Below are 25,021 nucleotides of genomic sequence, written 5' to 3'. Positions count from 1 at the left end.
ACGTACATCCGGTACCGTCTAGCCAGTGGGGTCACTCTTGTCATCGCCTCCGGCGAGTCGAACAACAGCAGGGTTCGAGTACGTCTTCCCGGCGATCCGGGGCGTGCAGGCACAGCGCGAGTTCTTTGTCTCGATGTGCCCGCTGCGGCTCATCCCCAAGATCTTCCTGTTCGACGAGGATGAGCTGGCGCCCGAGGTACGGGCACAGCGCGTGCTCAACAAGGCGCGGGTACCAGCCCTCGCCTCGTACATCATCGACAACCCAACCGACTACGTCTTCTCGGCTCTGACCGCGTCGGTGGACGGGGAGATGAGATTTGTCGGGATCGCCGACGAAGGACCCGGTATGCGGATCGGGCAGCTCCACATCCCGATGGCCGCTCGCTTCCTCATCAACGATGGCCAGCACCGGCGAGCCGCGATCGAGACGGCGCTGACCGAGAACCCCGAACTGGGTGACGAGACCATCGCGGTCGTCTTCTTCCACGATGCGGGGCTGAGCCGCAGCCAGCAGATGTTCGCCGATCTCAACCGGCATGCAGTACGTCCAGCCCGATCGATCGGAGTGCTGTACGACCACCGTGACGAACGTGCCAAGATCGCGAGATTGCTGGCAATGAGGTCGTCTGTCTTCCGCAACTTCGTGGAGATGGAGACCAGCACGCTGTCGGCGAGGTCGCGCAAACTCTTCACGCTCAGCGCCCTCTACTACGCGACCAGTTCACTCCTGCAGGGTCTTGAGCTGGACGACGCCGAGCAGGCTGCCAAGCTGGCAGATGAATACTGGACGGCCGTCGACTCGCTGATCCCAGAGTGGGAGCTTGTCCGGAACCGCAAGATGACGGCAGCGGAGGTTCGGCGCCAGTACCTGCACAGTCATGGCATCGCGCTGCACGCCCTTGGGCGTCTCGGCAGCACCATGCTGCAGATATCCACAGCCCTCGATTCTTGGAGACCTCAGCTGGAGCCACTGGCCAAGATTGACTGGTCACGGACCAATCGAGATTGGGAGGGCAGAGCCATCGTCGGCGGTCGTGTCTCGAAGAATCACTCCAACGTCGTGCTGACGGTCAACTACCTGCGACAGAAGCTCGGCATGGAGCTCAGCCCCGAAGAAGCCCACACCGAGGCGACACACCTGCGAGGAGAGCGATGACCGTCCCCCTGGGCATGCCGGCACGTCGAGCCACCCCGTTCAAGGATCATGGGGGTCTCGCCAACGTTGTCAATAAGCTCATCGAAGAAATTCAAGAGCTCTACCTAGCTGACAGGGTCCCCTGGGTAGTCGGCTACAGCGGAGGCAAGGACTCCACGTCTGTCCTTCAGCTGGTCTGGTACGCGCTGCAGCAACTACCCGAGGACAAGCGGACCAAGCCGGTGCATGTCATCTCCACCGACACCCTGGTTGAGAACCCAATCGTTGCCAGCTGGGTCACGCAGTCCCTGATCACCATGGAGAAGGCGGCCGAGGAGGGGAACCTCCCGATCAAGCCGCACCGTCTCACACCCGAGGTCAGGGATACCTTCTGGGTGGGCCTGATCGGCAAGGGATATCCGGCACCACGCCCCAAGTTCCGCTGGTGCACCGAGCGCTTGAAGATCCGGCCGTCCAACAAGTTCATCCGAGAGGTCGTTCGCGATCACGGCGAGACGATCCTCGTTCTCGGTATCCGCAAGGCGGAGAGCCAGGCTCGGGCGCGAACCATGACTCGGCACGAGAAGCATCGCGTCCGCGACCGGCTCTCTCCGAACGGCAACCTGCCCAACTCGCTCGTCTACAGCCCGATCGAGGCCTGGACCAACGATGAGGTCTGGACGTTCCTCATGCAACGCCCCAATTCCTGGGGGCACAACAACAAGGATCTGCTGACCATGTACCAGGGGGCGTCTAGCGACGGCGAATGCCCCCTAGTCGTGGACAACACCACCCCTTCCTGTGGCGACAGCCGATTTGGCTGCTGGACCTGCACCCTCGTCGACCAGGACAAGTCCATGTCGGCGATGATCCAGAACGACGAGGAGAAGGAGTGGATGCAGCCACTCCTTGAGCTGCGTAACAAGCTCGACGTTCGCAACGAGGAGGGACGCCGAGACGACAAGCACCTACGGGATTGGCGCAAGATGAACGGCTCAATCCAGCTGTTCAACGACCAGGTCGTCCATGGCCCGTACACCCAGGAATCACGTGCCAACTGGCTGAGAGAACTCCTCAACGCTCAGACCTGGGTCCGGCAGAACGGTCCCGAAAGCGTCCGTGAAATCGAACTGATCACCATGGACGAACTTCATGAGATCCGCCGCCTCTGGGTCTTCGAAAAGCACGAGGTAGAGGACCTCCTGCCGCAGATCTATGAGGAGGAGACCGGAACGAAGTTCCCGGGGGGACCCCTCGACGAACAGCTCACGCTTGCCGGCGACGAGATGGACTTGCTTCGTGAGGTTTGCGGGGACGACGGACTGCACTTCACCACTGCCCGTGAGCTGCTTGCCGTGGAGCGGAGGTTCCGCACGATGACCCGTCGGTCGGGCCTATTCGAGGAACTGGAGAAGACGATCCGGCGCGGTTACTACGACAGCAAGGAAGACGCCGAACAGAGTGCCCTGCGGCGCCAGCGAGAAAAGACCGCACCTGAACTGTCGCTCTTCGACGAAGAAACCACCAATGCTTCTTCTTAATGTCACCCTCGAAAACTTCGGCGCCTATAAGGGCAAGCAGTCGCTCGAACTGGCCACCCGTCCTGGTCGGCCAGTCATCCTGATCGGCGGGCTCAACGGCTGCGGTAAGACTACCCTCCTGGATGCAATTCAACTGGCGTTGTACGGCGCACGTTCCCGTACCAGCGGCCGCGGCGCCCGCTCCTATGATGACTACCTTCGTGACAGCGTCAACCGTCAGGTCAATCCAAAGCACGCCAGAGTGGTCGTCGAGTTCTCCACAACGGTGGAAGGGCAGGAGCGTCGCTACAAGGTCGTCCGCTCGTGGGAGGTCAAAGGTAAGTCCGTTCGCGAGTTCCTCAACGTACTCATCGACGGCGAGCTGGACCTTGTTGTCAGCGAGCAATGGGCGGATTATGTTGAGGATCTTCTGCCCCTCGAGGCGTCTTCGCTCTTCTTCTTCGACGGAGAGAAGATCGAGTCTCTTGCCAACCCCGAACGAGCGGCCTCGGTAATCGCGTCCGCCGTTCAGTCTCTGCTCGGGCTAAGTTCGGTGGAACGCCTACGCACCGACCTGCTCGCTGTCCAGCGTAGACAAAAAGTCTCGAAGGAAGATCAGCGGGCGCTAGATGAAATCCATAATATTGAAAATCAGATCAGGGCGACCGACGAACTTTGCGACGAAATAAACCAGCGCGTCGCGTCAAAGACATCTGAGCTCGAAGCGGCCGAGCGACGCTTCGCCAGCATCGAAGCGGCGTCCGCCAAGGAAGGTGGCGACCTCTACCTCCGCCGCTCAGAACTCGAAGCCGAGCGGTCACAGATCACATCCCAGCTCAACAGCGTCAATGAGGTGCTGGCCAGCACCCTCGCTGCCGGTCCCCTCCCGCTCCTGTTGCTGGCTCCGCAGCTCTCTAGTATCCGTGACCAGGTGGAGAAAGAGCGGCGAGCCATCGAGGCAGCGCAGGTCATCAACGTGCTGAGCGAGCGGGACCAGGAACTCCTAGCGCTACTCAAAGACGTCGTACCTGCGGACAGCCTGGCAATCGCCGAAAAGCACCTCACAGCCGACAGGGAACAGCGCGCCTCGATCGTTACCGAGATACCCCACGCGCTCAACTTCCCGTCCGAGTCCCTGCCGAAGCTCAACTCCCTGGACGAAATCCTCCGCCAGGAAGCCTCGCGAGCACGTGAACTCGTCGAAGAGGCGCAGCAACACCGGGAACGACTCAGCGTCCTTGAGCGTCAGCTCGCTGGCGTACCCGACCACGAGGTGATCGCCGCGCTCCTGAAGGAGCGGGATGCTCAGCGAGATGAAGTGACCCGCCTCAGGGCCGAGCTCGACGGATGCAAAGAAGAGCTGGCCATCACGCGCCGCCGCCGGGAGCAACTAATGCTCGACCGGGAGCGCGCCTACAAGGGCCGCGCAGCGAAGCTGGCCAAGGTAGAGGACGCGGAGCGGATTGTCACGTACGCCGACAGGGTCCGGGCGACCATGGAGAAGTTCGGCGCCGCGTTGTTGCAGCGGCACATCAGCAAGCTTGAGGTAGCGGTTCTGAAGAGCTTCCAGCACCTCATGCGCAAGTCAACGCTCGTAAGCGATCTGCACATCGACCCCGAGAAGTTCACCATCACCTTGGTCGGTCCGGACGACCAGCAACTCGACCCTTCCCGCCTGAGCGCGGGCGAGCGGCAACTCCTGGCCGTATCACTCCTGTGGGGCTTGGCGAAGGTAGCGGGCAACCGCCTGCCCAGTGTGATCGACACCCCCTTGGGCCGCCTGGACAGCCGTCATCGCGAACACCTCGTAGACCGCTACTTTCCGCATGCCAGTCACCAGGTGCTCCTTCTGTCCACAGACGAAGAGATCGACGAGTACCTACTCAGCAAACTCAAGCCGTCGATCGCGCACACCTACACGCTCGTCCACGACGACCAGGCGTTCACCACTTCGATCGAACCGGGCTACTGGTGGACTGGAGGCACAGCTCATGTCGCTTGACAACGTCCGCCTGTCCCAGCCGGCGAAAGACCAGCTGGTCAAGCTCAAGCGCATCACCGGCATCAAGAACTGGAACACCTTGTGTCGCTGGGCGCTCGCGATCTCCCTCCAGGACCCATCTCAACCCTTGGTCCGCGAGATCAACACCGACTCCAACGTCGAGATGACTTGGAAGACCTTCGCCGGCCCCTACGGCGACATCTACCTAGCGCTCCTCAAACAACGCTGCATAACCGACGGCCGAGAGCCCACCGAGGAGACCATCTCCCACGCCTTGACCATCCACATCCATCGAGGTATAGGCCACCTAGCAGGCCGTCAAAACCTAAAGTCCATCAGCGACCTAATCTTCCTCGCCTCCGTTTGACTAGCGGACCCTGGAGGTGCCCAGACCACCGCGAAGCTGCTGGCGATGCCCCAGGACCTCAACCGAGAGGTTGTAGCTTCAGATGTGGAAAGACCTTGCAGGTAGACGGTGAAGACAGCTTCTATCTGGTACGCCCTGGATAGGTATTGGCGAGTTCGTTGAGCGCTTCGCGTCACCCGGCGCGCGTTGTCCCTCGACGAGGCGTGCGGTCGATAAGGCATGCTTGTCGCCGTTGTGGCGTTCGACCGTGCGTTCGCGGGCCCCGATTGTCCTCGATGGTGACGATGGCCAGCACAGCAGCTTGACCACCGCGTCGTCGGTGGGAAGTGTCCGCAGGCCTTGGTGACCTTGCGCACCTGGTAGTTCAGCGCTGCGATCCCCGTTGATGGTGTAGAGCAGCTTGCGGACCGGGCGGGTGAGGGCGAAGAAGGGCATGAACCAATCCCAGGGTCGTCGAACACCCGCACCGGTTGCGGGCAACTCTTATCGAGGTCGGTGTCGGCGAATTCGGTCAAGGTCTCCAGCGCCGGCTCGGCGTCCACGGCGGTGTAGAACTTCTTCAGCTCCTTGGCCCCGCGCCGGCGTCACGACGCAGGACCGGCTGTAGCGCGTTGCGGATCAGGTGAACCACACAGACTCCCGCTGTCAGCCTTGGGGCTGAGGTGGCCCGGCGAATGTGGTCTTGAAGTGGGCATGCCGGGCCCGCGCGTGGTGGTAAGCCGCACGGGTGATCCTCGGTCTCGCGTTGGGCTGCGATGCGTGCTTAATGGTCAGGTGCTTGTCGGGAGTCGTAGGGAACGTGGCCGATCCAGCAGCGTCAGTGGGTGCGGGTCGAGCGAGAGCCCAAGCCGCGTAGGGCGCGGTACTTGCCCTAGCCGCGGGCGCGGGCGTCGTCGTAGGAGGAGTGGCGGGCCCAGTCGACTTCGCGGGTAGAGGTGCGGGTTCACGAGCGATGGTGTGCGCATGCGCTGTTGGCGGCGTAGCGAAATGGACCTGGTGCTTTCGGCCAGACACGCGAGTGATCGGGGGCACCCCGGTTACGGCAAGCAGGACCCCTGGCTGCGGAAAGCGGGGCATGGTCGTAGTCCGTCTCGAAGATCAAGACCGCGGCGCTGATGGGACGAATGCCGGGGAAGCTGCGGAAGATGCGGCGCCCCGAATGAACTTCGAGCAACTGGTCGATGCGCCAGTCGCAGGCCCCGGCCCCGGGCGCACCCGTCCCCACCTGGGCGACACTCCTATTTCACTCGATCACGGCCACGGCTTCGAATCCCCGGGAATCGATAGATGATCTCACTGTCGATCATCTGCCCACCAAGATCATTTCCACGCTAGAAGAGATCCCCCGCCGACGAAGCCATCGTACTTGAAACGGATGGTCGGGATATATTAGCGTTAGCGACCGAAGTGCTGTAGCAGGACTGGCTGCACCCACCCACTCCCAGTGGTCGAAGACTGTTACTGAGTCTGCCAAGTTGGGACTGGTGTTGGATGCTTGGCGTTAGTACGCTTAGCGATGTGCCGAGAGTTGAGCGAGAATTGTTGCGTGATCGAGCTCGACGGTTGAACCTAGACTACAATGAGGAAAAATGACGGCTGCCATTCGCATTTATCCAGCGGTTCTTTCTAGGCAGACGCCGGCAAGTAAGCCTTTGATTCTCTTTTCAGCGCCGGCAGTTGAAATAGAGAAGTGGGCGGGGGTTCCTCAAAGACATCGACTGTTGGGAGATGAAGAGACCTCAGGATTCCAACGCGAGGACGATTTTCGGCGGGTACGTGAGCTGGAGAAGTTCTTTGGTGATCGCAGGAAATGTCGCACAGAATCCCTTGCTTGGTGCGCTTCAAGATCCGCAGCAGGTGGAGTTCGAAGAGATAGAGCCTGGCTCGCCTTTCGGCATGCTTAAGGTCACCTTTGAAGATTATGACCAGGTGCCGATGATCGATCTACTGAGACGACTGGCTACCCGTCTTGAACAGCGAATTCCGGCATTGAATGAGAACGTGGTGAAGGAGGAGCGCGTTGCAGAACTGCTGAGGTTGCTGCAAAACGAACAGGTCCCTTCCGCCAAGGATGATTTTACCGTAGAGTCCGATGATGGCGCTGGATCCACTTATGTGGAGGATGACGACGACGACGAAATAGCTACTGTGATGCTCTCAGAAGAGACACGGCTCGTCGACTTCTATACCGAAATAAAAGCAAGAATACGAGTTCTGGAGCTTCAAGGAATCACTGACGCAGATGAAGTGAGTGGTCTTAGGCGCGAGTCTCTTTTGGGCTTTATAAAACCCGTTGTCCTTGTCGATGGCCAGCATCGCTTGAGAGGTGCAGTGAAGTCGGCAAGCGAGTTCGCTAAGCGGGCGGATGGAGAGTCCCACATCCTGGACATGGTTGAAGATGGGAAAAGCCCAGAGGCGGCTGAAGAGCAGTTGATGCTGGAGGAGTCACGACAGTTGCCCTTCTCGCTGCTTATGGATGAGAGCCCCAGTGAGCATGTCTTCCAGTTTGTTGTTGTGAATCAAAAGGCAGTTCCAATGAGGAAGGCCTTGTTGGGGACGATTGTGTCGACAAGCCTAACGCGAGAGGAACTGCAGCACGTTGCCGATCGGATTCAAGCTGCAGGCATTGAACTAGAAGATTCGCAGGCGGTCGCCTATCTTACCCGCGCCGCGGACAGTCCGTTCTGTGGACTGATACAGACGGGAATGTCCGGTGACAGGGTTGATCTACTTAAATGGAGCGTCTTGCAAGGGCTGGTGTCGATATTTCGAAAATTGCAAGGCGGCCGTCCCTATCATGCCAAAGTTGATTATGCACGAGCTTGGCGAATCGAATACTTTCCGGAGTGCGGCCTCGTCAGTGGAGATTCAGTAAGCGAAAAATTTGAGGAATGGTCACGGCCGGACGGGGCCTGGCGCGAAGTCTTCATCAGGTTCTTTACCAAAGTGCGCGACTACTTCGGAGATGTCGATAACCCAGAAACCTTCAATGGATGGGGCAGTACGGCTCACAGCAACCTGTTTAACAAAATATCCCTGACAATTCTGGCGAGTGACTACTTCGACTTCATATACACCCAGGCCTTGACGATAGACTCGCTCGAGGATTTCGACGTGACGCTCGACTCCTGGCTCAAAGGCGGTCGCGTCAGCTCATCGTACTTCAATCGCGACTGGCATCTAGAAAGAGTCAAGAAGGACCAACTGGTTGTTAAAAGGTTGTGGTCGCAGAATTGGCATGAATACCGGAAAGTGCCAGCAAACGGTCTCCCTCGGAAATATAAGCCGTAGCTCTGATGGATATCTATGCCGTCAGTGGCTTCTATAAGACTCTGAGCGAAGCTCTTCCTCATCGATGGACGGAGGATAGCCTTAGGGAGATCGCACTGATTGGCGTCCCCTCAGGTATTGTCGGCAAGAATGAATGGCTCTTAAAGTCTGATTACACGATTACTCTTGGGCGATGGCTAATTGAGAGCTTCGTTGACCTTAATAGGTACGTATCATCTGGGCATAATATCGGGCACCTATTTCTGGAGATAGTCGATTGTATGCGCCAGGTTGACCCTGGCGCCCCGTACGATGATCTAAAGAAGGTTTCGCGCCAATTGGCATCGTTTGCATGGAAAGAGGTTGAAGCTAGACGCAATGCGGGGCGAATTAGAATTGATGCCGCTCTTGCTAGTGAGGTGTGGTTCAGGAACGACCCTCTTCAGCGATGTTATCTGTGTGGATACAAATTTCTACCTAAGGCGCGCGATCGTTTTCTCAGGCGTACAAGAGATCAACTAAGTCCTCTTAGGGTGGTTGACTTCACCCGTCCTCGAGGGTTGAAGCCCAGGCACATTTCCGTTGAGTTAGATCATATCATTCCTGTTGCTGAAGGTGGCACGACCGACGCAGGGAATCTGAGGTTGGCGTGTGGTTGGTGCAATATCGTGAAAAGTAATCTGTGGAGCCTTCATGATGCGAAGGCCTGGGCTACCGGAGGGATGGAACACCCCTCATTAGGATTAGTGACGGTACCTCAGCCGTTTTGGGTGTTGCGTGTTATTGCTACGCGAGGGAGATGTGAGGTTTCGGAGGGGTGTGGGGCGCGGATCGATAGCGCGGAGTTGTTCGTTGCGCCTAGAAACCCAAGGGGGGCGCTAACACCTCCCAATCTAATGGTCGTGTGTGCCAAACACGACCCGTGGGCTGGACATAGGTTTGTCAGCCCTAACATACTTCCAAAGCGGTAAGTTGTTTGGACGGTCGCATGATTAAGGTCACCGGGGCAGCGCGGTTCGTTAGCGGGATGGCCGAATCGCTGCACGCCGCCTCGAAACTGTCCTGAGATCGGTCATCTCGTTGTAGGCTGAACAGGAGGCGCAACGATGAGTAGTGCACCCTTCTCCGTGCGCGTGCAGGTACGGTTCTACGAGGTCGACCCGCAGCTTCACCTCAACGGTGCCGTCTATCTCCAGTACGCGGACCATTCGCGCTACGAGTGCGTCTGGGTAGGCTGCGGGTGTCAGTTGAGACCTGACTTGGCTCACGCTCGGGACTGCGGTTGAGTACGGCGCGCTGCCCCAGTGTTTTGCCGCTGGTCCTGGCAGAAGGTGCGGACTAACGGGCCCGGGCTTCTAGGGTGTGGGCGTGCCGTATGTGCGGATGGCGAAGACGGCGTCGGGTGCCCGCGCGTCCAGATCGTGTAATCCTCACGGCGTGGGTCGCGCGACATCGAGCACATCGGGTCGGCGCATGACGATGCCGAGCTGGAACTGCTGATGGCGGTGGCGCGGCAGCGGATCGCCGCCGGTCAGGGCGAGCTCGACCTCGGCCTGGACAGCAGCCCGCGGACGGGTGGTCCGCTGCCGATCACCAGGTCACGGATGGGGCACCTGCGGGACGCTCTGTCCGGGCGTATGACGTGCTGCGGTTCGATGAGGCCGCCGCGGGCGATGAGGTGTTCCGGCAGCTGGTGCTGGCGCGGATCATCGAGCCCACGAGCAAGCACGACAGCCTGCGCGTCCTTGAGGAGGTGGGCGTCGATCCGGTGTCGTATGCGACGGTGAAGCAGCGGCTGCTGGCTTTCGCTGATCGGCCGTGGCGGCAGGGCCTGGCAGCGGCGTGCGCGGCCCATGCCTGGCTCGGCCCGGCGTCGCTGGTGCTGTAGGACGTCTCCACGCTGTACTTCGAGACCGATACCGGCGACGGGTTCGGTGAGCCGGGGTTCTCCAAGCAACGCTGTCTGGAGCCGCAGATCACGATCGGGCTGCTGACCGATGCGTCGGGGCTCCCGCTGACGGTGGAGGCGTTCGACGGCAAAAGGCCGAGACCCGTGCGATGCTGCCGGTCATCGAGCGGTTCATGACCGCCCACGATTTGGCTGATGTCACCATCGTGGCCGACGCGGGCATGATCTCCGAGACCAACAAGGCCGCCATCGAGCAGGCCAGGCTGTCGTTCATCCCGGCGTGCGGATCCTCGACGTCTCGTATGTGGTCAAGCAGTGGCGGCGCGAGCACCCCGATACCGAGATCGGCGATGGGCAGGTCTTCACCCAGCTTTGGCCGGCCGGCACCAGTGGCAACCGGCGGGACCAGGTGATCTACGACCGGTACCGGGCTGACCGAGCTCGCCGGACGCTGCGCGGGATCGATCAGCAGGTCGCCAAGGCCGCGCCGCGCCGGGGCGGCCGCGGTCAAACGCAACCGGTTCATCCAGCTCCAGGGGCCGCCAAGAGCGTCAACCCGACCCTGGAGGCCAAGGCTAGGGCGCGGGCTGGACTCAAGGGCACGCCACCAACCTGCCCAGCGCCACGCCTGACCGTCGTGTGGGCGGTGGTGATCATCATGCTGGCCGGGGACGGGTGTCGCTCCAGGATCATCCTGACCTAGGACGAGTCCATCGTGAAAGGGCTGCTCTTGCGGCGGCGCCGGTCTCGCGCATGCTGCCAGGGTGGTTCGCGCGCGTTGGGATCCTGTCTCCAGGCGGGAGATGGTGGAGCGGGAGATGGTGGAACGGGAGCAGTGGAGACGGTTGGCCAGGTCGCGTTGTGTCCAGCCGTGGGCGACGCGGGCGGAGCGTACGAGCAACCCGAGGCTCGGGCTCATGGCGGCCCCCGTGATGAGAGGAACGAGCTCGGGAGAGTTATGCCCGTCGGGGTGCTCGTCCGCAGCCAGGGTGAGGTGGCCGTGTTGGGTCGGCTACATCGCCGGGGTCATGGGGGGAGGCGCTGCCAGCATCGCGGGCGTTTGACCGGTTTGGGTGCTGGGCGGATGGTCGCCGTTTGAACGTTGGGCGGGCGACGAAAATGTCTCTCGGTGCTGGTCGGGGACGGACCGTGTCGGCGAGTAGAAGGTAAGTCTCGCGGACAAATGACGGACAAAAGATCTTGAGGCCGGTCTCCTGTGTGGAGATCCGGCCTCTGACCTGGCGTTATGCGTCGGGGTGGCGGGATTTGAACCCACGACCTCTTCGTCCCGAACGAAGCGCGCTGCCAAGCTGCGCTACACCCCGGTGGTGGCTGCCCGGGAGTCGTACGTTCTCCCGGCGCCTTGTCTACCTTAGCGGATGGCGAGAGGTGGTGCGTCCCTATTTACGGGCTGTGAATCCGGTCACGGCGCCGGATGGGGTGAGGTCGATGTCGGTCAGGCCGGCGGAGATCAGCCACGTTTCGAGGTCGGTGGTCGTGCCGGATGGGCCGAAGACGCCCAGGCGCTGCATGAGGGAGTAAAGGGGGTCGCGGGAGGTGCCGCGGACGAGGGTTGTGCCTCGGAGGGTGCCGCCGGGGCGTAGGACTCGGGTCAGTTCGGCGATGGCCAGAGCGGGGTCCTCGAGGCAGTGCAGGCCGTTGTAGGTGAGGCAGGCGTCGAAGGTGGAGGGCCCGAAGGGGAGGGCGTAGATGTCGGCCTGGAGGAGGGTCGTCGTCTTGCGGCGGGCCCTCTTGAGCATGGTCCGGGAGAGGTCGGCTGCTATGTGGCGGGGGTTGTCGCCTATGGCCAGGCCGCCGCCGCAGGGGATGTCGAGGGTCAGGGCGGTGGGGTCTTGGGCCGCGATGCTGTCTCGGAGGTGGCCTATGTCGTAGTTCCAGAGGGCGCGGGCTCCTAGGCGGGAGAGGGCGCGGTTCTGGACGGCGTAGTCGTAGAGCGCCGCTGGGAGGGTCGCGGTCTGCCAGTTCACCGGGGGACGAGGGTGAGCAAGGTCGCTTCGGGTGGGCAGCAGAAGCGCATGGGGGCCTTGGGGGACGTGCCCAGGCCTGCGGAGACGTGGAGCCAGGAGCCGCGGTGCTTGTGAAGGCCCTTGACGCGGGGACGGTCGATGCCGCAGTTGGTGGCCAGGGCGCCGTAGAAGGGGACGCAGACCTGGCCGCCGTGGGTGTGGCCGGCCAGGAGGAGGTCGTAGCCGTCGGCGGTGAAGCGGTCGAGGTTGCGGGGTTCGGGGGAGTGCATGACGCCCAGGTGGACGTCGGCCTGCGGGTCGACGGGGCCGGCGATCTTGTCGTAGTGGTCGCGGTCGATGTGGGAGTCGTCGATGCCGCCGAACTCGATGTCCAGTTCGCCTACTTTGAGGCGGCCGATGCGGTTGTTGAGGTCGAGCCAGCCGGCGGCCTGGAGGGACGAGGCGAGTTCGCGGTAGGGGAGGTCGGGTTCGCGGCGGGTGCGGCCGTAGTCGGACTTGCTCGTCCGCCAGATGTAGCGCAGGGGGTTCTTGAAGACCGGGGCGTAGAGGTCGTTGGAGCCGTGGACGAAGACGCCGGGACGGTCGAGGAGGGGGCCGAGGGCGTCGAGGAAGGGGCCGATCGCGTCGCGGTGGGAGAGGGAGTCGCCGGTGTTGACGACGAGGTCGGGTTCCAGGGCGTCCAGGGAGCGGACCCAGTGGATGAGGCGGGTGCGGCCGGGCGTGAGGTGCGTGTCGGAGATGTGCAGGATCTTCACCGGGGGGCGGCCGGGGGGCAGCACCGGCACGTCGAAGCGGCGGAGGCGGAACCAGTTCCGCTCGATCACCGAGGCGTACCCGAAGGTCGCGGCGCCCGCGCCCAGAAGCCCCAGGGGCACGGCGTAGATCTTTCGCACGGCTCTCCCTTCTCAGAGTTCCATGCTTCCAGAGATGGGCACCGCGCGGTAATCCCGATGAGCTTAGGGTGCCGTGCGGGCATGATGTGACCATGACCTTGAAGGAGAAGCTGGAGACCGATCTTTCGACCGCGATGAAGGCGCGTGACGAGGTGCGCACCCGCACCCTGCGGATGGCGCTGACGGCGGTGAAGAACGAGGAGGTCGCCGGCAAGCAGTCGCGTGAGCTGTCCGACGACGACGTCGTGAAGGTGCTCACCCGGGAGGCGAAGAAGCGCCGTGAGGCCGCGACCGCGTTCGGGGACGCGGGACGTGAGGAGCAGGCGCAGGCGGAGCTGGACGAGGGTGTGGTGCTGGAGGCCTACCTTCCCGCGCAGCTCCCCGATGAGGAGCTGGCCGCGCTGGTCGCCGACGCGATAGCGGGGACGGGTGCGGCGGGGCCGCGCGCGATGGGGCAGGTCATGAAGGCCGTGAACCCGAAGGTGGCCGGGCGGGCCGAGGGGGGACGGGTCGCGGCCGAGGTCAAGCGGCAGCTCGCGGAGTGACGGGGCGGTGTCGCCGGACGGTCCGGCGGCACCGCTTCGTCAGTTGTCGGGGCCTTCGCGTTCCGGGCCGCTGCTCACGTAGAGGATGACGGTGGTGCCGGGCGGGACTTCGCTGCCGGGGCCCGGCGAGGTGGAGACAACCGTCCCCTTCGGCTGGTCGGACTCGACGGATCCCGACGCGACCCTGACCTTGAGGTCGGCGCCCTGGAGCCGGGCGGTCGCGGAGTCGACGGTCCGGCCCTGCACGTCGGGGACCTCGGTGGTGTCGCCGAAGTTGTTGGACGGGGTCCGGAAGCCGGTGGCGGGCTCGCCGGCGAGGGCGCGGCGCATGGACGTCTGCCAGATGCCGCCGGGGATGCCGGCGCCGTAGACGCCGTACACCTTGTACTTCCAGGGTCCGCGGAAGTCCCAGTAGGCGGTGGCGGCGGCGAGGTCGGGGGTGAAGCCGGCGAACACGGCGCAGGTGAACTCTTCACAGGTGCCGGTCTTGCCCGCGGCCGGACGGCCGATGCCGCGGCCCTGCGCCGTCCCCTTGGTGATGACGCCCTGGAGGATGGAGTTCACCTTGTCGGCGACGTCCTCGTCCAGGACCTGCTTGCACTTGTGCTCGGGGAGTTCCAGCCGCTTGCCCTGCGCGTCGATGACCTCCGTGACGGAGATCGGCGGGCAGTACTTGCCGCGGGCGGCGAAGCCGGCGTAGGCGGCGGCGAGGTGCACCATGTCGACGTCGTTGACGCCGAGGACCTGGGACGGCGTCGGGATCAGCGGGTTGCCGTTGCCCTGCCTCATGCCGAACTTCTCGGCCATCTTCACGGCGTTGCAGACGCCGACGCGCTTCTCAAGGGCCGCGTAGAAGGTGTTGACCGAGTGCCAGGTACCGGTCTTGAGGTTGAAGTTGCCCTTCTCGCTGTCACCGGCGTTGGACACCGTCCAGGGCGGGCCGCCGCCGACCAGATCGTTGTCGTACTTCTTGCCCTGGATCGTCCCGGTGTATCGGCACGGCTGGAAACCGCCGATCGTCATCGTCTCCGGCGAGTTGATCGTCGTGCTGACCGGGATGCCCTGGTCGAGTGCGGCGGCGAGCGTGAAGACCTTGAACGTCGAGCCCGCCGACACGCCGGTGCCGCCGCCGTGGGCCGTGTCCGCCGGGAGGTTGATGGTCGTCTTGCCCTTGCCGGGGCCGAACTCCTTGCTCAGCCCGATCGCCTTGATCTTGCCGGTGCCGGGCTCGACCATCGCCTCGGCGGCGACGCGGTTGCCGCGGGGGCGAACGGCCGAGCGCAGGGTCTTGTCGACGGCGCGCTGGTCCTCCATGTCGAGCGTCGTGCGGATCGTGTAGCCGCCGCGGTTGAGGTCGTTGACGATGCCCTGCTGTTCTTTCGGCTCAAGGCTCCAGTACTTGCCGTCCGACAGGATGTTGAGCACGTCGTACTTCACGTACTCGCAGAAGTACGGCACCTTGCTGGACTGGCAGCCGCCGATCGGGTCGGTGCGGTTCAGCTCGATCGGCTTGGCGGCCTCCGCGTTGGCCTGGGCCTGGGTGATGTGGCCGAGCTGGGCCATCCGGTGGAGGACGACGTCGCGCCGTGTCCGCGCGTCCTTCGGGTTGCGGATGGGGTCGTAGGCCGTGGGGTTCTGGGTGATGCCGGCGAGCAGTGCGGCCTGCCCGACGTTGAGTTCGGACGCGGGGACGCTGAAGTAGCGCTTGGCCGCGGCCTGGACTCCGTACGCGCCGGCGCCGAAGTAGGCGATGTTGAGGTAGCCCTCAAGGATCTGGCTCTTCGTCAGCCGCTGCTCGATGTCGAGCGCGTAGCGGAGTTCGCGGAGTTTGCGGCCGAGGGTGGGCGCGGTGGCCTGGCGGTACTCCTCCTGCGTCCTGGCGGCGTCGACCAGCAGGTTCTTGACGTACTGCTGGGTGAGGGTGGAGCCGCCCTGCGTCTGCTCGGACTCGACGTTGGACGCCAGCGCGCGGAGCGTGCCCTTGAGGTCGAGTGCGCCGTGGTCGTAGAACCGGGAGTCCTCGATGTCGATGATCGCCTTCCGCATGATGGGCGCGACCTGGTCGAGGCGGACGGACTCGCGGTACTTGTCGAAGAACGTGGCGACCGGCTTGCCGTCCGAGTCGTACACCACCGTCTTCTCGGACGGAGGCGTCGTCTCCAGGCGGCCTTCCATGTCCTCGAAGTTGTTCGCGGCGTCGCGTGCGGTCAGGCCGGCGCTGCCGACGGCGGGCAGCGCGATGAAGGCGACGAGGACGCCGGCGACGACCCCGGCCCCGAGCAGCCTGAACAGTGTGGATACCGCTTTGACCCGATCCGTATTCGCAACGCGCACGTGGACTAGGGTACGCGGGACGAGCAGTGCATCTGGGACACGCCTCCCGTTACTCCCGCTTTCCGGCGTCGCTGACCGGGACGTTCGTCCGGTATGCCCTCATCATGACAACCTGCGCCGCGTCTGGCGCGTCAACTACAGGTAACTAGTCCGTTCCGGCGGTATGGCCCCGGTGGGCTATATCGAGAATGGGCCCTCCGGGGACTGTTGAAACGTCCCTCGCTTCCGTAAGTTCTTCCCCACGGCTTTCGTTTGGCGGCCTGACGTCCGCGCCCGTCCGGCCAAGGAGCGCAAATCGACACAGACCCTAGGGGAGTGGGGCCAAGATGTGGATCACGGATTGGACCGCCCGCGCCGCCTGCCGTAACGCGGATCCGGATGCCCTGTTCGTGCAGGGAGCGGCGCAGAACCGAGCCAAGCTCATCTGCCGCGGCTGCCCAGTGCGTACGGAGTGTCTCGCCGACGCCCTCGACAACCGGATCGAATTCGGTGTCTGGGGCGGGATGACGGAGCGAGAGCGTCGTGCTCTCCTGCGGCGCCGGCCGGATGTGCGATCGTGGCGCGCGCTGCTGGAGACCGCGAAGGAAGAGTACGAGCGGTCGGTCGATGTCGACGAGGAAGAACTCGTCGCCAGCTGAACCGGCCCGCCTGAGCGGCTCGTCCGGCAGAGGGTTCAAGGACCGGCACGGTCCAATGAGAAGCGTGGCAGCGGGCCCGCACCGACATTCGGTGCGGGCCTGCCGCCACACCCACACCCTCTGCTCACCCTCCATCCGCGATGCGCGCACGTCGTCGACGGGTGGGGCGCGATGCGCGCTATGTGTCGCGTAGCCGGATGCTCGTCCCAGCCGCAGAGTCCGTGAGCGTGACTCGGAGGCTCGCGACGGTGTCGGCGCCATCGACCTCCCTCGCGACGCCGACCGCAACCACGGCGGGCGGGGCGGTGTGGTCAGGCGGCGGCGGTGGCGGCCAGGTCTTCGCCTACCTGCCGTAGGCCGTCGAGGTCGTGGACGTCCTCCGGTTGCGCGGGGACGGCGGTGACCGGGACGGTCGGGTGAGTGGACGCGAAGTGGTCGCGGAGGCGTTCCTCGCGGGCCGCCAACTGCAAGCGGTCGGTGTGGAGGCGGAGCAGCGCGGCGGTCAGGGGATGTTCGCCGCGTTCCTCCAGGGTCTCGGCGGCGGCCTGGCTGCGGGCGGCGGAGAGGGTGTCGCCGGCGGATTCGTGGACGCGGTTGACGACGAGTCCGGCGAGCGGCATGCGTTCTTCGGCGAGACGTTCGACGAAGTAGGACGCCTCGCGGAGCGCGTCGGGCTCCGGGGCGGCGACGACGAGGAACGCGGTGCCGGGGGTCTGGAGGAGCCGGAAGGTCTTCTCGGCACGTTCGCGGAACCCGCCGAACATGGTGTCGAACGCGGCGACGAACGTCTGCACGTCCCGCAGCAGCTGGACGCCGAGCACCTTGTTGATGACGCCGGTGAACATCCCGAACCCGGCGCTGATGACCTTGACGCCGAAGCGGCCGCCGGTCTTGGCGGGGGCGGCGAGGATCTTCATGAAGCGGCCGTCGAGGAACCGGCCCATGCGTTCGGGGGCGTCCAGGAAGTCCAGGGCGTTACGGGACGGCGGGGTGTCCACGATGATCAGGTCCCAGGCGCCGGAGCGGTGCAGCTGGCCGAGCTTCTCCATCGCCATGTACTCCTGCGTGCCGGACAGGCTGGACGACAGCGACTGGTAGAAGGGGTTGGCGAGGATCTGCTTGGCCCGGTCCGGGTCGGCGTGCGCCTCGACGATCTCGTCGAAGGTGCGCTTCATGTCGAGCATCATGGCGTGCAGTTCGCCGTCGCCCTCGACGTCGATCCTGCGCGGGTTGTTGTCCAGTTCCGACAGGCCCATCGACTGGGCGAGCCGGCGGGCCGGGTCGACGGTGAGGACGACCACGTCCCGGCCGCGTTCGGCGGCGCGGATGCCGAGGGCGGCGGCGGTGGTGGTCTTGCCGACGCCGCCGGAGCCGCAGCACACGATGATCTTTGTGCGCAGGTCGTCGAGCAGCGCGTCGACGTCGAGCGCGGGCGGGGTCTTGCCGGTCGTCATCGCGTCCCCTCGATGGTCGTGCGGCGGCGCGGGGCGGTGGTCGTGCGGCGGCGCGGGGCGGTGGTCGTGCGGCGGCGCGGGCCGGTGGTCATGCGGCGCCTTGGGTGCGGAGGGCGGCGGCCAGGTCGTACAGGCCGGCGAGGTCCATGCCGTCCGACAGCAGCGGCAGCGTGTAGCGGGGACGGTCGATCGACTCCAGGCGTTCCTTCTCGCGGCGCTGGAGTCCGGTGCGGCGGGCGTGGTCGGTGGCCTCGGCGGCGAGGATCGCGGCGATCGACTCGGAGTCGTGTTCCAGGCCGGCGGCCTTCACGCCACGGACGATCTCGTCGGTGTCGAGGGTGGCGGCGGCGGCCGCGGCGAGGTCGTCCTCGGTGAGGACGGGCGGGTGCTCCATGTTGACGACGACGCCGCCGATGGGCAGGCCGACGTCGGTGAGGTCGCGGATCCCGTCCATCGTCTCCTGGACGGGCATCTCCTCAAGGAGCGTCACGAAGTGCACGGCCGTCTCGGGGCTGCGCACGACTTTCATGACGGTGTCGGCGTGGTTGCGGACCGGTCCGACTTTCGCGAGCCCGGACACCTCGTCGTTGACGTTCAGGAACTTCGTGATGCGCCCGGTGGGCGGGGCGTCCATGACGACGGCGTCGTAGATGAACGAGCCGTCCTTCTTCTTGCGCCGCACCGACTCGCTGGTCTTGCCGGTGAGGATCACGTCGCGCAGGCCGGGGGCGATGGTGGTGACGAAGTCGACGATGCCGAGCTTGGTCATCGCCTTCCCGGCGCGCTTGAGGTTGTAGAACATCTCGAGGTACTCGATGAGCGCCTCTTCGGTGTCGATGGCGAGCGCGTAGACGTCGCCGCCGTCGGGGGCGACGGCGACGCGGCGTTCCTCGTACGGCAGCGGCGGGCAGTCGAAGAGCTGGGCGATGCCCTGGCGTCCCTCGACCTCGACGAGGAGGACCTTGCGGCCCCCGGCGGCCAGGGCCAGGGCGAGTGCGGCCGCGACGGTCGTCTTGCCCGTGCCGCCCTTGCCTGTGACCACATGGAGGCGTACGCCGTCCCAGTCGGTGTCTCTCGCGCTCACCCGATCGACCATATCGTTCGCTCGTCAAACACTTCAGAGTGCGCCCGTCCTCATGCAAGTGATCCCTGACACGGTCCCGTCCAACCTGCGGAGATCATTCGCAGACGTTGTTTTCCGGCCTGCCCGCGGGGTTAGCTGGGAAACGTAGACCGGTCACGGCCGGTCGCCTGAATCTTCACGGGTTCAGAGCCATGCCGAGGCTCCGGCGGGCCCACCCGGCCCGCCGGGCCGTACACGCGAGAAAGGTGCCCGTGATGGAAGCAGCAGCACTCATAATCTTGCTCGTCGTCGTCATCGGCGGACTGCTCGTCCTGTCGTCGTCCATACGTGTCGTGCAGCAGTTCGAGCACGGCATCGTGTTCCGGTTCGGCCAGGTGCAGCGGGGCGGGCAGTTGCGCCCCGGCGCGGTCCGGGCCCCCGGGCTGACGGCGATCGTGCCGGTCATCGAGCGGATGCAGAAGGTCAGCCGGCAGACGATCACCATGGACGTCCCGGGGCAGGACGGCATCACCCAGGACAACGTGAGCGTCCGCGTCGACGCCGTCGTGTACTTCCGGGTGATCGACCCGGTGAAGGCGATCGTCAACGTCCACAACTACGGATACGCGGTGTCGCAGATCGCGCAGACGTCCCTGCGGTCGGTCATCGGGCAGGCGGACATGCAGGAACTGCTCGGTGAGCGCGCGAAGATCAACGCGCAGCTCCGGACGATCATCGACGAGATCACCGAGGGCCCGTGGGGCATCAAGATCGAGCGGGTCGAGATCAAGGACGTCTCGCTGCCGGAGGGCATGAAGCGGTCGATGGCCCGGCAGGCCGAGGCCGAGCGGGAGCGCCGCGCCCGGATCATCACCGCGGACGGCGAGTTCCAGGCGTCCAAGCGGCTCGCCGCCGCCGGGGAGATCATGTCGCAGGACCCGGCGGCCCTCCAGCTGCGGTTGCTGCAGACGGTCGTCGAGGTCTCCGCCGAGAAGAACAGCACGCTGGTCATGCCGCTGCCGGTCGAGGTCCTGCGGTTCTTCGACCGTGCCGTGGGCGGTGCCCGGCAGGCCGCTGACGAGACCGCGCGCCAGGAGGGCAAGCCCGGCCTGGCCGAGCGGCTCGCCAAGGCCGAGGAGGAGCTGGCCAAGGCGGCGGAGACGCACCCGACGCTGGGGTCTCCCGAGGACGTCCCGCCCGTCATCGGGCTGGACGAGCCGAAGCGCGACGACTCCGCGTCGCTCGGGGCGCCCGAGGCTCAGGACGATCAGCAGCGCGGTATCACGGGCGCCGGGAGCCGAGAGGCTCCGGGCGGCGAGCAGCCGCCGCCCCAGCGCTGAACCACACCGGCGCCGTGACGACCAGAGCCGTCGCGACCGCGCAGCGGGCGGGAACTGCGATGCAGCGATCGCACCGCAGTTCCCGCCGAAGGAGGGCCGCCAAGGCCCGACGCCAAGGGCACTGCGATGAACACAACTGTCAGCGACACCGGCCGCCATCCCAGCCACGCGCCGACCTGAACCATCGCGATCGCGTCCGAAGGCAGGTTTCGAGCGAAGCAAGAAACCTGATCGCGCAGCGAGCCGCCAGGCGAGTCGAAGCGATGCAGCGATCGCACCGCAGTTCCCGCCGAAGGAGGGCCGCCAAGGCCCGACGCCAAGGGAACTGCAATGAACACAGCTAGGGTGAGGCGCATGAAGAAGTGGGAGTACGCGACCGTTCCTCTGCTGGTGCACGCGACCAAGCAGATTCTCGACAATTGGGGCCAGGACGGGTGGGAGCTCGTCACCGTCCTGCCGGGGCCGAACCCGGAGAACCTTGTGGCCTACTTCAAGCGTGAAGTGCAGTCCTAGTAACGCAGCCCGACACGGGCAGCGCCTCAACGAGGAGGAGTCGCCATGAGCACGCCCGAAGAGCGGATCCGCGAGCTGGGGCTCGACTTGCCGGAGGTCGTCCCGCCGGTCGCGTCGTACGTCCCCACGGCCCGGACGGGTTCGCTCGTGTACACGTCGGGGCAGGTCCCGCTGGTCAAGGGTGAGCTGGGCCTCACCGGGAAGGTGGGCGCGGAGGTCAGCGCCGAGGAGGCGGCCCGGCAGGCGCGGATCTGCGCGCTGAACTGCGTCGCGGCGCTCAAGGCCGAGTTGGGGGAGCTGTCCCGGGTCGTACGGATCGTCAAGGTCGTCGGCTTCGTCGCCAGCGCGCCGGACTTTCACGGCCAGCCCCAGGTGGTCAACGGGGCGAGCGACCTGCTGGCCGAGGTGTTCGGGGACGCGGGCAGGCACGCGCGCAGCGCCGTCGGCGTGGCCGTCCTGCCGCTCGACGTCCCCGTCGAGGTCGAGCTGATCGCCGAGATCTCCTGATCCTCCCGGCCCTGGGCGCCGCCACGAACTGGGGCGTCAGGCAGGGCGGACGCCGGTGGCGGGGCTTGACGGAATGACGTTCGGTATGCCCGAATGGGCCGCCATGGGGATCACGAGTGGGGCGAGACGATGGTGAACGGGCTCAAACTGCCGGCGGAGTATCTGGATCAGATCGAGAACATCCTGACCGGCAGGGCCGAGCCCGTTCCCGCGCGCCCCGCGGCCACGGTCGTCGTCCTCCGCGATCATGACAGGCACGGGCTGCAGGCGTTCATGCTGCGCCGCGTCCGGTCCATGGCGTTCGCGCCCGGCGCCTACGTGTTCCCGGGCGGCTCGGTCGACCCGCGCGACGGGGAGGCCTCGCTGGCGTGGTCCGGTCCGCCGCCCGCCGAGTGGGGTTCGGTGTTCATGGCGGATGAGACGCTCGCCCGCGAGCTGGTGTGCGCGGCCGTCCGGGAGACGTTCGAGGAGACCCTCGTCCTGCTGGCGGGCCCGACCGGGCGGACGGTCGTGGACGACACGCGCGGCGACGAGTGGGAGGCCGACCGGCAGGCCCTGCTCGACCGTTCGCAGTCGTTCTGCGAGTTCCTCGACCGGCGCGGCCTCGTGCTGCGTTCGGACCTGCTCCGCCCCTGGGCGCACTGGATCACGCCGAAGATCGAGCCGAAGCGCTATGACACCCGGTTCTTCGTCGCCGCGATGCCGGAGGGGCAGCGGGCCCGGGACGTCAGCACCGAGGCGGACCGGGTGGCGTGGGTGCGTCCGGCGGAGGCCGCCGAGCGCGCGAGCGGGGGCGAGTGGATGATGCTTCCGCCGACCGTCGCGACGCTGGCCGAGCTCGCCGAGTACGAGACGGTCGCGGACGTGCTGGCCGCGCGCCGCGAGATCGTCGTCCACGAACCCGCGGCGGAGATCATCGACGGGGAGGCGTACCTGGTCATGCCGGAGTCCGTCACGCGGCACTACACGGGCGGGTGAGCGCGCCGTGCGCGGTGGGCGGGCCTTCATGTGGCGGCTGGCGGGCACGTCGGCGCTGCGGCATCTCGACCGGCTCGGCTGGAACCCGGTCCGTCACCCCGATCGGGCCTCGGGCAGGATGGGGGACATGACGGAGATCGACGGGATGGGCACCGAACGGGCGATATGTGTGCTGGCCCAGAACCCGTCCGCCATGACCCTGGACGGCACCAACACCTGGATCATCGCGGAGCCCGGCTCCGAAGAGGCCGTCGTCGTCGACCCGGGCCCCAGGGACGGCAAGCACCTCAGGCGCGTCCTGGAGACCGTCGAGGCCCAGGGACGCCGCGTCGGTCTCATCTTGCTCACCCACGGCCACCCCGACCACTCGGCCGGCGCCGGGAAGTTCGCGAAGCTGGCCGGCGGGTCCGTCAAGGTGCGGGCGCTCGACCCGCGGCACCGGCTCGGCGACGAGGGGCTGTCGGAGGGGGACGTCGTCACGACGGGCGGCCTGGAGCTGCGGATCATGGAGACGCCCGGCCACAGCGACGACTCGCTCACGTTCTGGCTGCCGGCGGACGGTGCCGTCCTCACCGGCGACACCGTCCTCGGGTACGGGACGACCGTCCTGGAGGGCGGGCTCGGCGACTACCTCAGCTCACTCGACCGGCTCCGCGCGTTCTCCGCCGACGTCGAGGCCGCCACCATCCTTCCCGGCCACGGGCCGAAGCTGGACGACCCCATCGCCGTCCTCGACCACTACATCGACCATCGCCGCGAGCGCCTCGCCCAGGTCGAGGCCGCGGTCGCCGCGGGCGCGCGCACCGCACGCGAGGTCGTCGAACGCGTCTACGCCGACGTCGACAAGGCCCTGTGGCCCGCGGCCGAAGCGTCCGTCCAATCCCAGCTCGACTACCTGAACAGCCGCTGAGCGGACGGGCCGGACCGGGCGCGGCCGGGCCGGACTACTTCGAGCGCTTGCGGAGGCGTTCGATGTCGAGGATGACGACGGCGCGGGCCTCTATGCGCAGCCAGTTCCGCTGCGCGAAGTCGGCGAGCGCCTTGTTGACCGTCTCGCGGGACGCGCCGACGAGCTGCGCCAGTTCCTCCTGGGTGAGGTCGTGGTGTACGTGCAGGCCCGCCTCGGACGGCTGGCCGAACCGCTCCGCGAGGTCGAGCAGCGCCTTGGCGACACGTCCGGGGACGTCGGTGAACACCAGGTCCGCCATGACGTCGTTGGTCTTGCGCAACCGCTGCGCGAGGGCGCGGAGCAGCTGGACGGCCACTTCGGGGTGTCCCGTCAGCCAGGGACGCAGATCATCATGGCCCAGACCGGCCAGGCGGACCTCCGTCACCGCTATGGCGCTCGCGGTCCGGGGACGCGGGTCGAATAGGGACAGTTCACCGAACATCTCGCTGGGGCCGAGCACGCTCAGCAGGTTCTCCCGGCCGTCGGGCGCAGTCCGGGTCAGCTTGATCTTGCCCTCGAGAACGACGTACAGCCGGTCTCCGGTCTCGCCCTCGTTGAACAGCGTCTGACCGCGGGCGAGACGCACCTCGGTCACGTTGGCGCGCAGCGCCTTGGCGCCCTGCTCGTCGAGGGCCTCGAAGAGCGGGGCTCTGCTCAGAACGTCCACGTCGCGATCGGTCACGCTTCTCCTCCTCGAACACCTACATGCATAGTGTGACGTACGTCCCACCGCGTACGTGAAGGCAGGGTCACGGCGCGCCGAAACGCGGGACCGGGCTCGTCCGGCCTCGCCGGGGCGCCGCGGTCCCGTTCGCCCAGTGTACGGACCTTTGGGTGAATGGCATCACACCGGTCTCATCCCCCCTTACCGGACGGTCCCGGAGGTGTAGCGGTGGTGCCCTAATCTGAGCGGGTGTCCCAGTCCTCGCCCCGCAAACTCCCCCGGGGGCGTCACGCGCTCTCCCGCACGGAGGTCGAGCGGGTGCATCGTGACCGCCTCTGCGCGGCCATGGCGGCGGCGATGGCGGAGAAGGGCTACGTGGGCACGTCGGTCGAGGACGTGCTGAAACGGGCCCGGGTGTCGCGGCAGAGCTTCTACGGCCTGTTCTCGTCCAAGCTCGACTGCTTCATGGCGGCGTTCGACAAGGCGAGCGCGTTGCTGCGTCGTCAACTGGAGGGGGCCGCGGAGGGCGGGGGCACCCCGGCGGCCCGGTTCGAGCGGGCCTTCACCGCCTACCTGGAGGCGCTGGCGTCGGAACCGGGTTACGCGCGGCTTTTCCTGGTGGAGGTCTACGCGGCCGGTCCGGAAGCGGTTCAGCGGCGTTCCGAGATACAGCACGACCTCGCCGAAGCTCTTGCGGAGCTGATGGGGCTGAGAGGCGACGCCGCCGCGTTCGCCTGTCAGATCGTCGTGTCGGCGGTGGGGGCGATGGTGACGCCGGCGGTCTCGGCGGGGGACATGGAGGCGCTGCGCGCGGTCGGCCCGCCGGTCATCGAGCATGTGCGCCTCCTGCTGCGGTCGGGCGTCCTGGACGGTTGACGCGCCCGCCGCCGGGTGTGCCCTGGTGGGGTGTGCACGCGCCTCGCGGTGATGCCCGCGGGTACGGCGCGAGCGG

Annotated in this window: 20 protein-coding genes, 1 tRNA gene and 3 pseudogenes; 15 read left to right on the top strand and 9 right to left on the bottom strand. The window is 65.6% G+C overall.

The window, feature by feature from the left end; translation table 11 throughout:
- Positions 1–25: 25 nt before the first annotated feature.
- Genes dndB through dndE form a run of 4 tightly spaced genes read left to right on the top strand, consistent with a single transcriptional unit; the run spans position 26 to position 5,024 of the window.
- On the top strand, positions 26–1,156 hold the full coding sequence (gene dndB, locus ACTWPP_RS06195; RefSeq protein WP_443103106.1) for a DNA sulfur modification protein DndB: 1,131 nt from the start codon (positions 26–28) through the stop codon (positions 1,154–1,156).
- Positions 1,153–2,676: a DNA phosphorothioation system sulfurtransferase DndC gene (gene dndC, locus ACTWPP_RS06190; protein ID WP_443103105.1), complete on the top strand. Its 1,524-nt coding sequence runs from the start codon at positions 1,153–1,155 to the stop codon at positions 2,674–2,676. Before dndB ends, dndC begins: the two co-directional genes overlap by 4 nt.
- Entirely contained in the window at positions 2,663–4,657 is a 1,995-nt protein-coding gene (dndD, locus tag ACTWPP_RS06185) for a DNA sulfur modification protein DndD (RefSeq protein ID WP_443103104.1), read from the top strand. Before dndC ends, dndD begins: the two co-directional genes overlap by 14 nt.
- Complete coding sequence (dndE, locus tag ACTWPP_RS06180; RefSeq protein WP_443103103.1) at positions 4,647–5,024, top strand: DNA sulfur modification protein DndE; 378 nt, start codon at positions 4,647–4,649, stop codon at positions 5,022–5,024. Before dndD ends, dndE begins: the two co-directional genes overlap by 11 nt.
- A 121-nt stretch (positions 5,025–5,145) precedes the next feature.
- On the opposite strand, the pseudogene ACTWPP_RS06175 reads toward dndE, so the two are convergent.
- A pseudogene (locus tag ACTWPP_RS06175) lies at positions 5,146–5,661 on the bottom strand (transposase); the annotation flags it as partial.
- Between the two features lie 1,091 nt (positions 5,662–6,752).
- Between ACTWPP_RS06175 and ACTWPP_RS06170 the strand changes: the two are divergent.
- The 3 genes and pseudogenes from ACTWPP_RS06170 to ACTWPP_RS06160 form a co-directional block, all read left to right on the top strand.
- On the top strand, positions 6,753–8,315 hold the full coding sequence (locus ACTWPP_RS06170; protein WP_443103102.1) for a hypothetical protein: 1,563 nt from the start codon (positions 6,753–6,755) through the stop codon (positions 8,313–8,315).
- 5 nt (positions 8,316–8,320) lie between these two features.
- Positions 8,321–9,265 carry an HNH endonuclease gene (locus tag ACTWPP_RS06165; protein WP_443103101.1) on the top strand — a complete coding sequence of 315 codons (945 nt, stop codon included), beginning with the start codon at positions 8,321–8,323 and terminating at the stop codon, positions 9,263–9,265.
- A 397-nt stretch (positions 9,266–9,662) separates the two neighbouring features.
- A pseudogene (locus ACTWPP_RS06160) lies at positions 9,663–10,804 on the top strand (IS1634 family transposase); the annotation flags it as partial.
- 159 nt (positions 10,805–10,963) lie between these two features.
- On the opposite strand, the pseudogene ACTWPP_RS06155 reads toward ACTWPP_RS06160, so the two are convergent.
- From ACTWPP_RS06155 to ACTWPP_RS06140, 4 genes and pseudogenes are all read right to left on the bottom strand, one after another.
- Positions 10,964–11,122: pseudogene (locus ACTWPP_RS06155) on the bottom strand (helix-turn-helix transcriptional regulator); the annotation flags it as partial.
- A 332-nt stretch (positions 11,123–11,454) separates the two neighbouring features.
- Positions 11,455–11,528: transfer RNA gene (locus tag ACTWPP_RS06150), tRNA-Pro, on the bottom strand.
- A gap of 75 nt (positions 11,529–11,603) precedes the next feature.
- Positions 11,604–12,191 (bottom strand): class I SAM-dependent methyltransferase, encoded by a 588-nt coding sequence (locus tag ACTWPP_RS06145; protein WP_443103100.1) that lies wholly within the window; start codon positions 12,189–12,191, stop codon positions 11,604–11,606.
- Entirely contained in the window at positions 12,188–13,084 is an 897-nt protein-coding gene (locus tag ACTWPP_RS06140; protein WP_443103099.1) for a metallophosphoesterase, read from the bottom strand. Before ACTWPP_RS06140 ends, ACTWPP_RS06145 begins: the two co-directional genes overlap by 4 nt.
- A gap of 92 nt (positions 13,085–13,176) precedes the next feature.
- Here ACTWPP_RS06140 and ACTWPP_RS06135 point away from each other — a divergent pair, with 92 nt between their 5' ends.
- Positions 13,177–13,629, top strand: a complete 453-nt coding sequence (locus tag ACTWPP_RS06135; protein ID WP_443103098.1) for a GatB/YqeY domain-containing protein — start codon at positions 13,177–13,179, stop codon at positions 13,627–13,629.
- 39 nt (positions 13,630–13,668) lie between these two features.
- On the opposite strand, the gene ACTWPP_RS06130 is transcribed toward ACTWPP_RS06135, so the two are convergent.
- Positions 13,669–15,963 (bottom strand): penicillin-binding protein, encoded by a 2,295-nt coding sequence (locus tag ACTWPP_RS06130; RefSeq protein ID WP_443103097.1) that lies wholly within the window; start codon positions 15,961–15,963, stop codon positions 13,669–13,671.
- Positions 15,964–16,289: 326 nt separating this feature from the next.
- Here ACTWPP_RS06130 and ACTWPP_RS06125 point away from each other — a divergent pair, with 326 nt between their 5' ends.
- Complete coding sequence (locus ACTWPP_RS06125; RefSeq protein WP_131881865.1) at positions 16,290–16,601, top strand: WhiB family transcriptional regulator; 312 nt, start codon at positions 16,290–16,292, stop codon at positions 16,599–16,601.
- Between the two features lie 311 nt (positions 16,602–16,912).
- Here ACTWPP_RS06125 and ACTWPP_RS06120 read toward each other — a convergent pair whose 3' ends face one another.
- Both ACTWPP_RS06120 and ACTWPP_RS06115 read right to left on the bottom strand, forming a co-directional pair.
- Positions 16,913–18,055, bottom strand: coding sequence for an ArsA family ATPase (locus ACTWPP_RS06120; protein ID WP_443103096.1), 1,143 nt, complete (start codon positions 18,053–18,055; stop codon positions 16,913–16,915).
- Between the two features lie 88 nt (positions 18,056–18,143).
- Positions 18,144–19,139 (bottom strand): ArsA-related P-loop ATPase, encoded by a 996-nt coding sequence (locus tag ACTWPP_RS06115; protein WP_443103095.1) that lies wholly within the window; start codon positions 19,137–19,139, stop codon positions 18,144–18,146.
- Positions 19,140–19,393: 254 nt separating this feature from the next.
- Between ACTWPP_RS06115 and ACTWPP_RS06110 the strand changes: the two genes are divergently transcribed.
- The 5 genes from ACTWPP_RS06110 to ACTWPP_RS06090 all read left to right on the top strand — a co-directional run bounded on the left by ACTWPP_RS06110 (position 19,394) and on the right by ACTWPP_RS06090 (position 23,366).
- Positions 19,394–20,458, top strand: a complete 1,065-nt coding sequence (locus tag ACTWPP_RS06110) for an SPFH domain-containing protein (protein WP_443103094.1) — start codon at positions 19,394–19,396, stop codon at positions 20,456–20,458.
- Between the two features lie 354 nt (positions 20,459–20,812).
- Positions 20,813–20,971, top strand: a complete 159-nt coding sequence (locus ACTWPP_RS06105) for a DUF4177 domain-containing protein (RefSeq protein WP_021591512.1) — start codon at positions 20,813–20,815, stop codon at positions 20,969–20,971.
- 45 nt (positions 20,972–21,016) lie between these two features.
- The gene (locus ACTWPP_RS06100; protein ID WP_443103093.1) at positions 21,017–21,478 is read left to right on the top strand and encodes a RidA family protein; all 462 of its coding nucleotides are present in this window, start codon (positions 21,017–21,019) and stop codon (positions 21,476–21,478) included.
- Positions 21,479–21,607: 129 nt separating this feature from the next.
- Positions 21,608–22,456: an NUDIX hydrolase gene (locus ACTWPP_RS06095; RefSeq protein ID WP_443103416.1), complete on the top strand. Its 849-nt coding sequence runs from the start codon at positions 21,608–21,610 to the stop codon at positions 22,454–22,456.
- 118 nt (positions 22,457–22,574) lie between these two features.
- Positions 22,575–23,366: an MBL fold metallo-hydrolase gene (locus tag ACTWPP_RS06090; RefSeq protein WP_443103415.1), complete on the top strand. Its 792-nt coding sequence runs from the start codon at positions 22,575–22,577 to the stop codon at positions 23,364–23,366.
- A 34-nt stretch (positions 23,367–23,400) separates the two neighbouring features.
- On the opposite strand, the gene ACTWPP_RS06085 is transcribed toward ACTWPP_RS06090, so the two are convergent.
- Positions 23,401–24,087: a Crp/Fnr family transcriptional regulator gene (locus tag ACTWPP_RS06085; protein WP_131981365.1), complete on the bottom strand. Its 687-nt coding sequence runs from the start codon at positions 24,085–24,087 to the stop codon at positions 23,401–23,403.
- Positions 24,088–24,318: 231 nt separating this feature from the next.
- Here ACTWPP_RS06085 and ACTWPP_RS06080 point away from each other — a divergent pair, with 231 nt between their 5' ends.
- Complete coding sequence (locus ACTWPP_RS06080) at positions 24,319–24,945, top strand: TetR/AcrR family transcriptional regulator (protein WP_443103092.1); 627 nt, start codon at positions 24,319–24,321, stop codon at positions 24,943–24,945.
- The last annotated feature ends 76 nt before the right edge of the window (positions 24,946–25,021 follow it).

Origin of the sequence: Actinomadura sp. 3N407 (assembly GCF_052245875.1) — a bacterium.
GTDB lineage: Bacteria > Actinomycetota > Actinomycetes > Streptosporangiales > Streptosporangiaceae > Spirillospora.
This window is presented reverse-complemented; position numbering and strand designations above follow the sequence as displayed.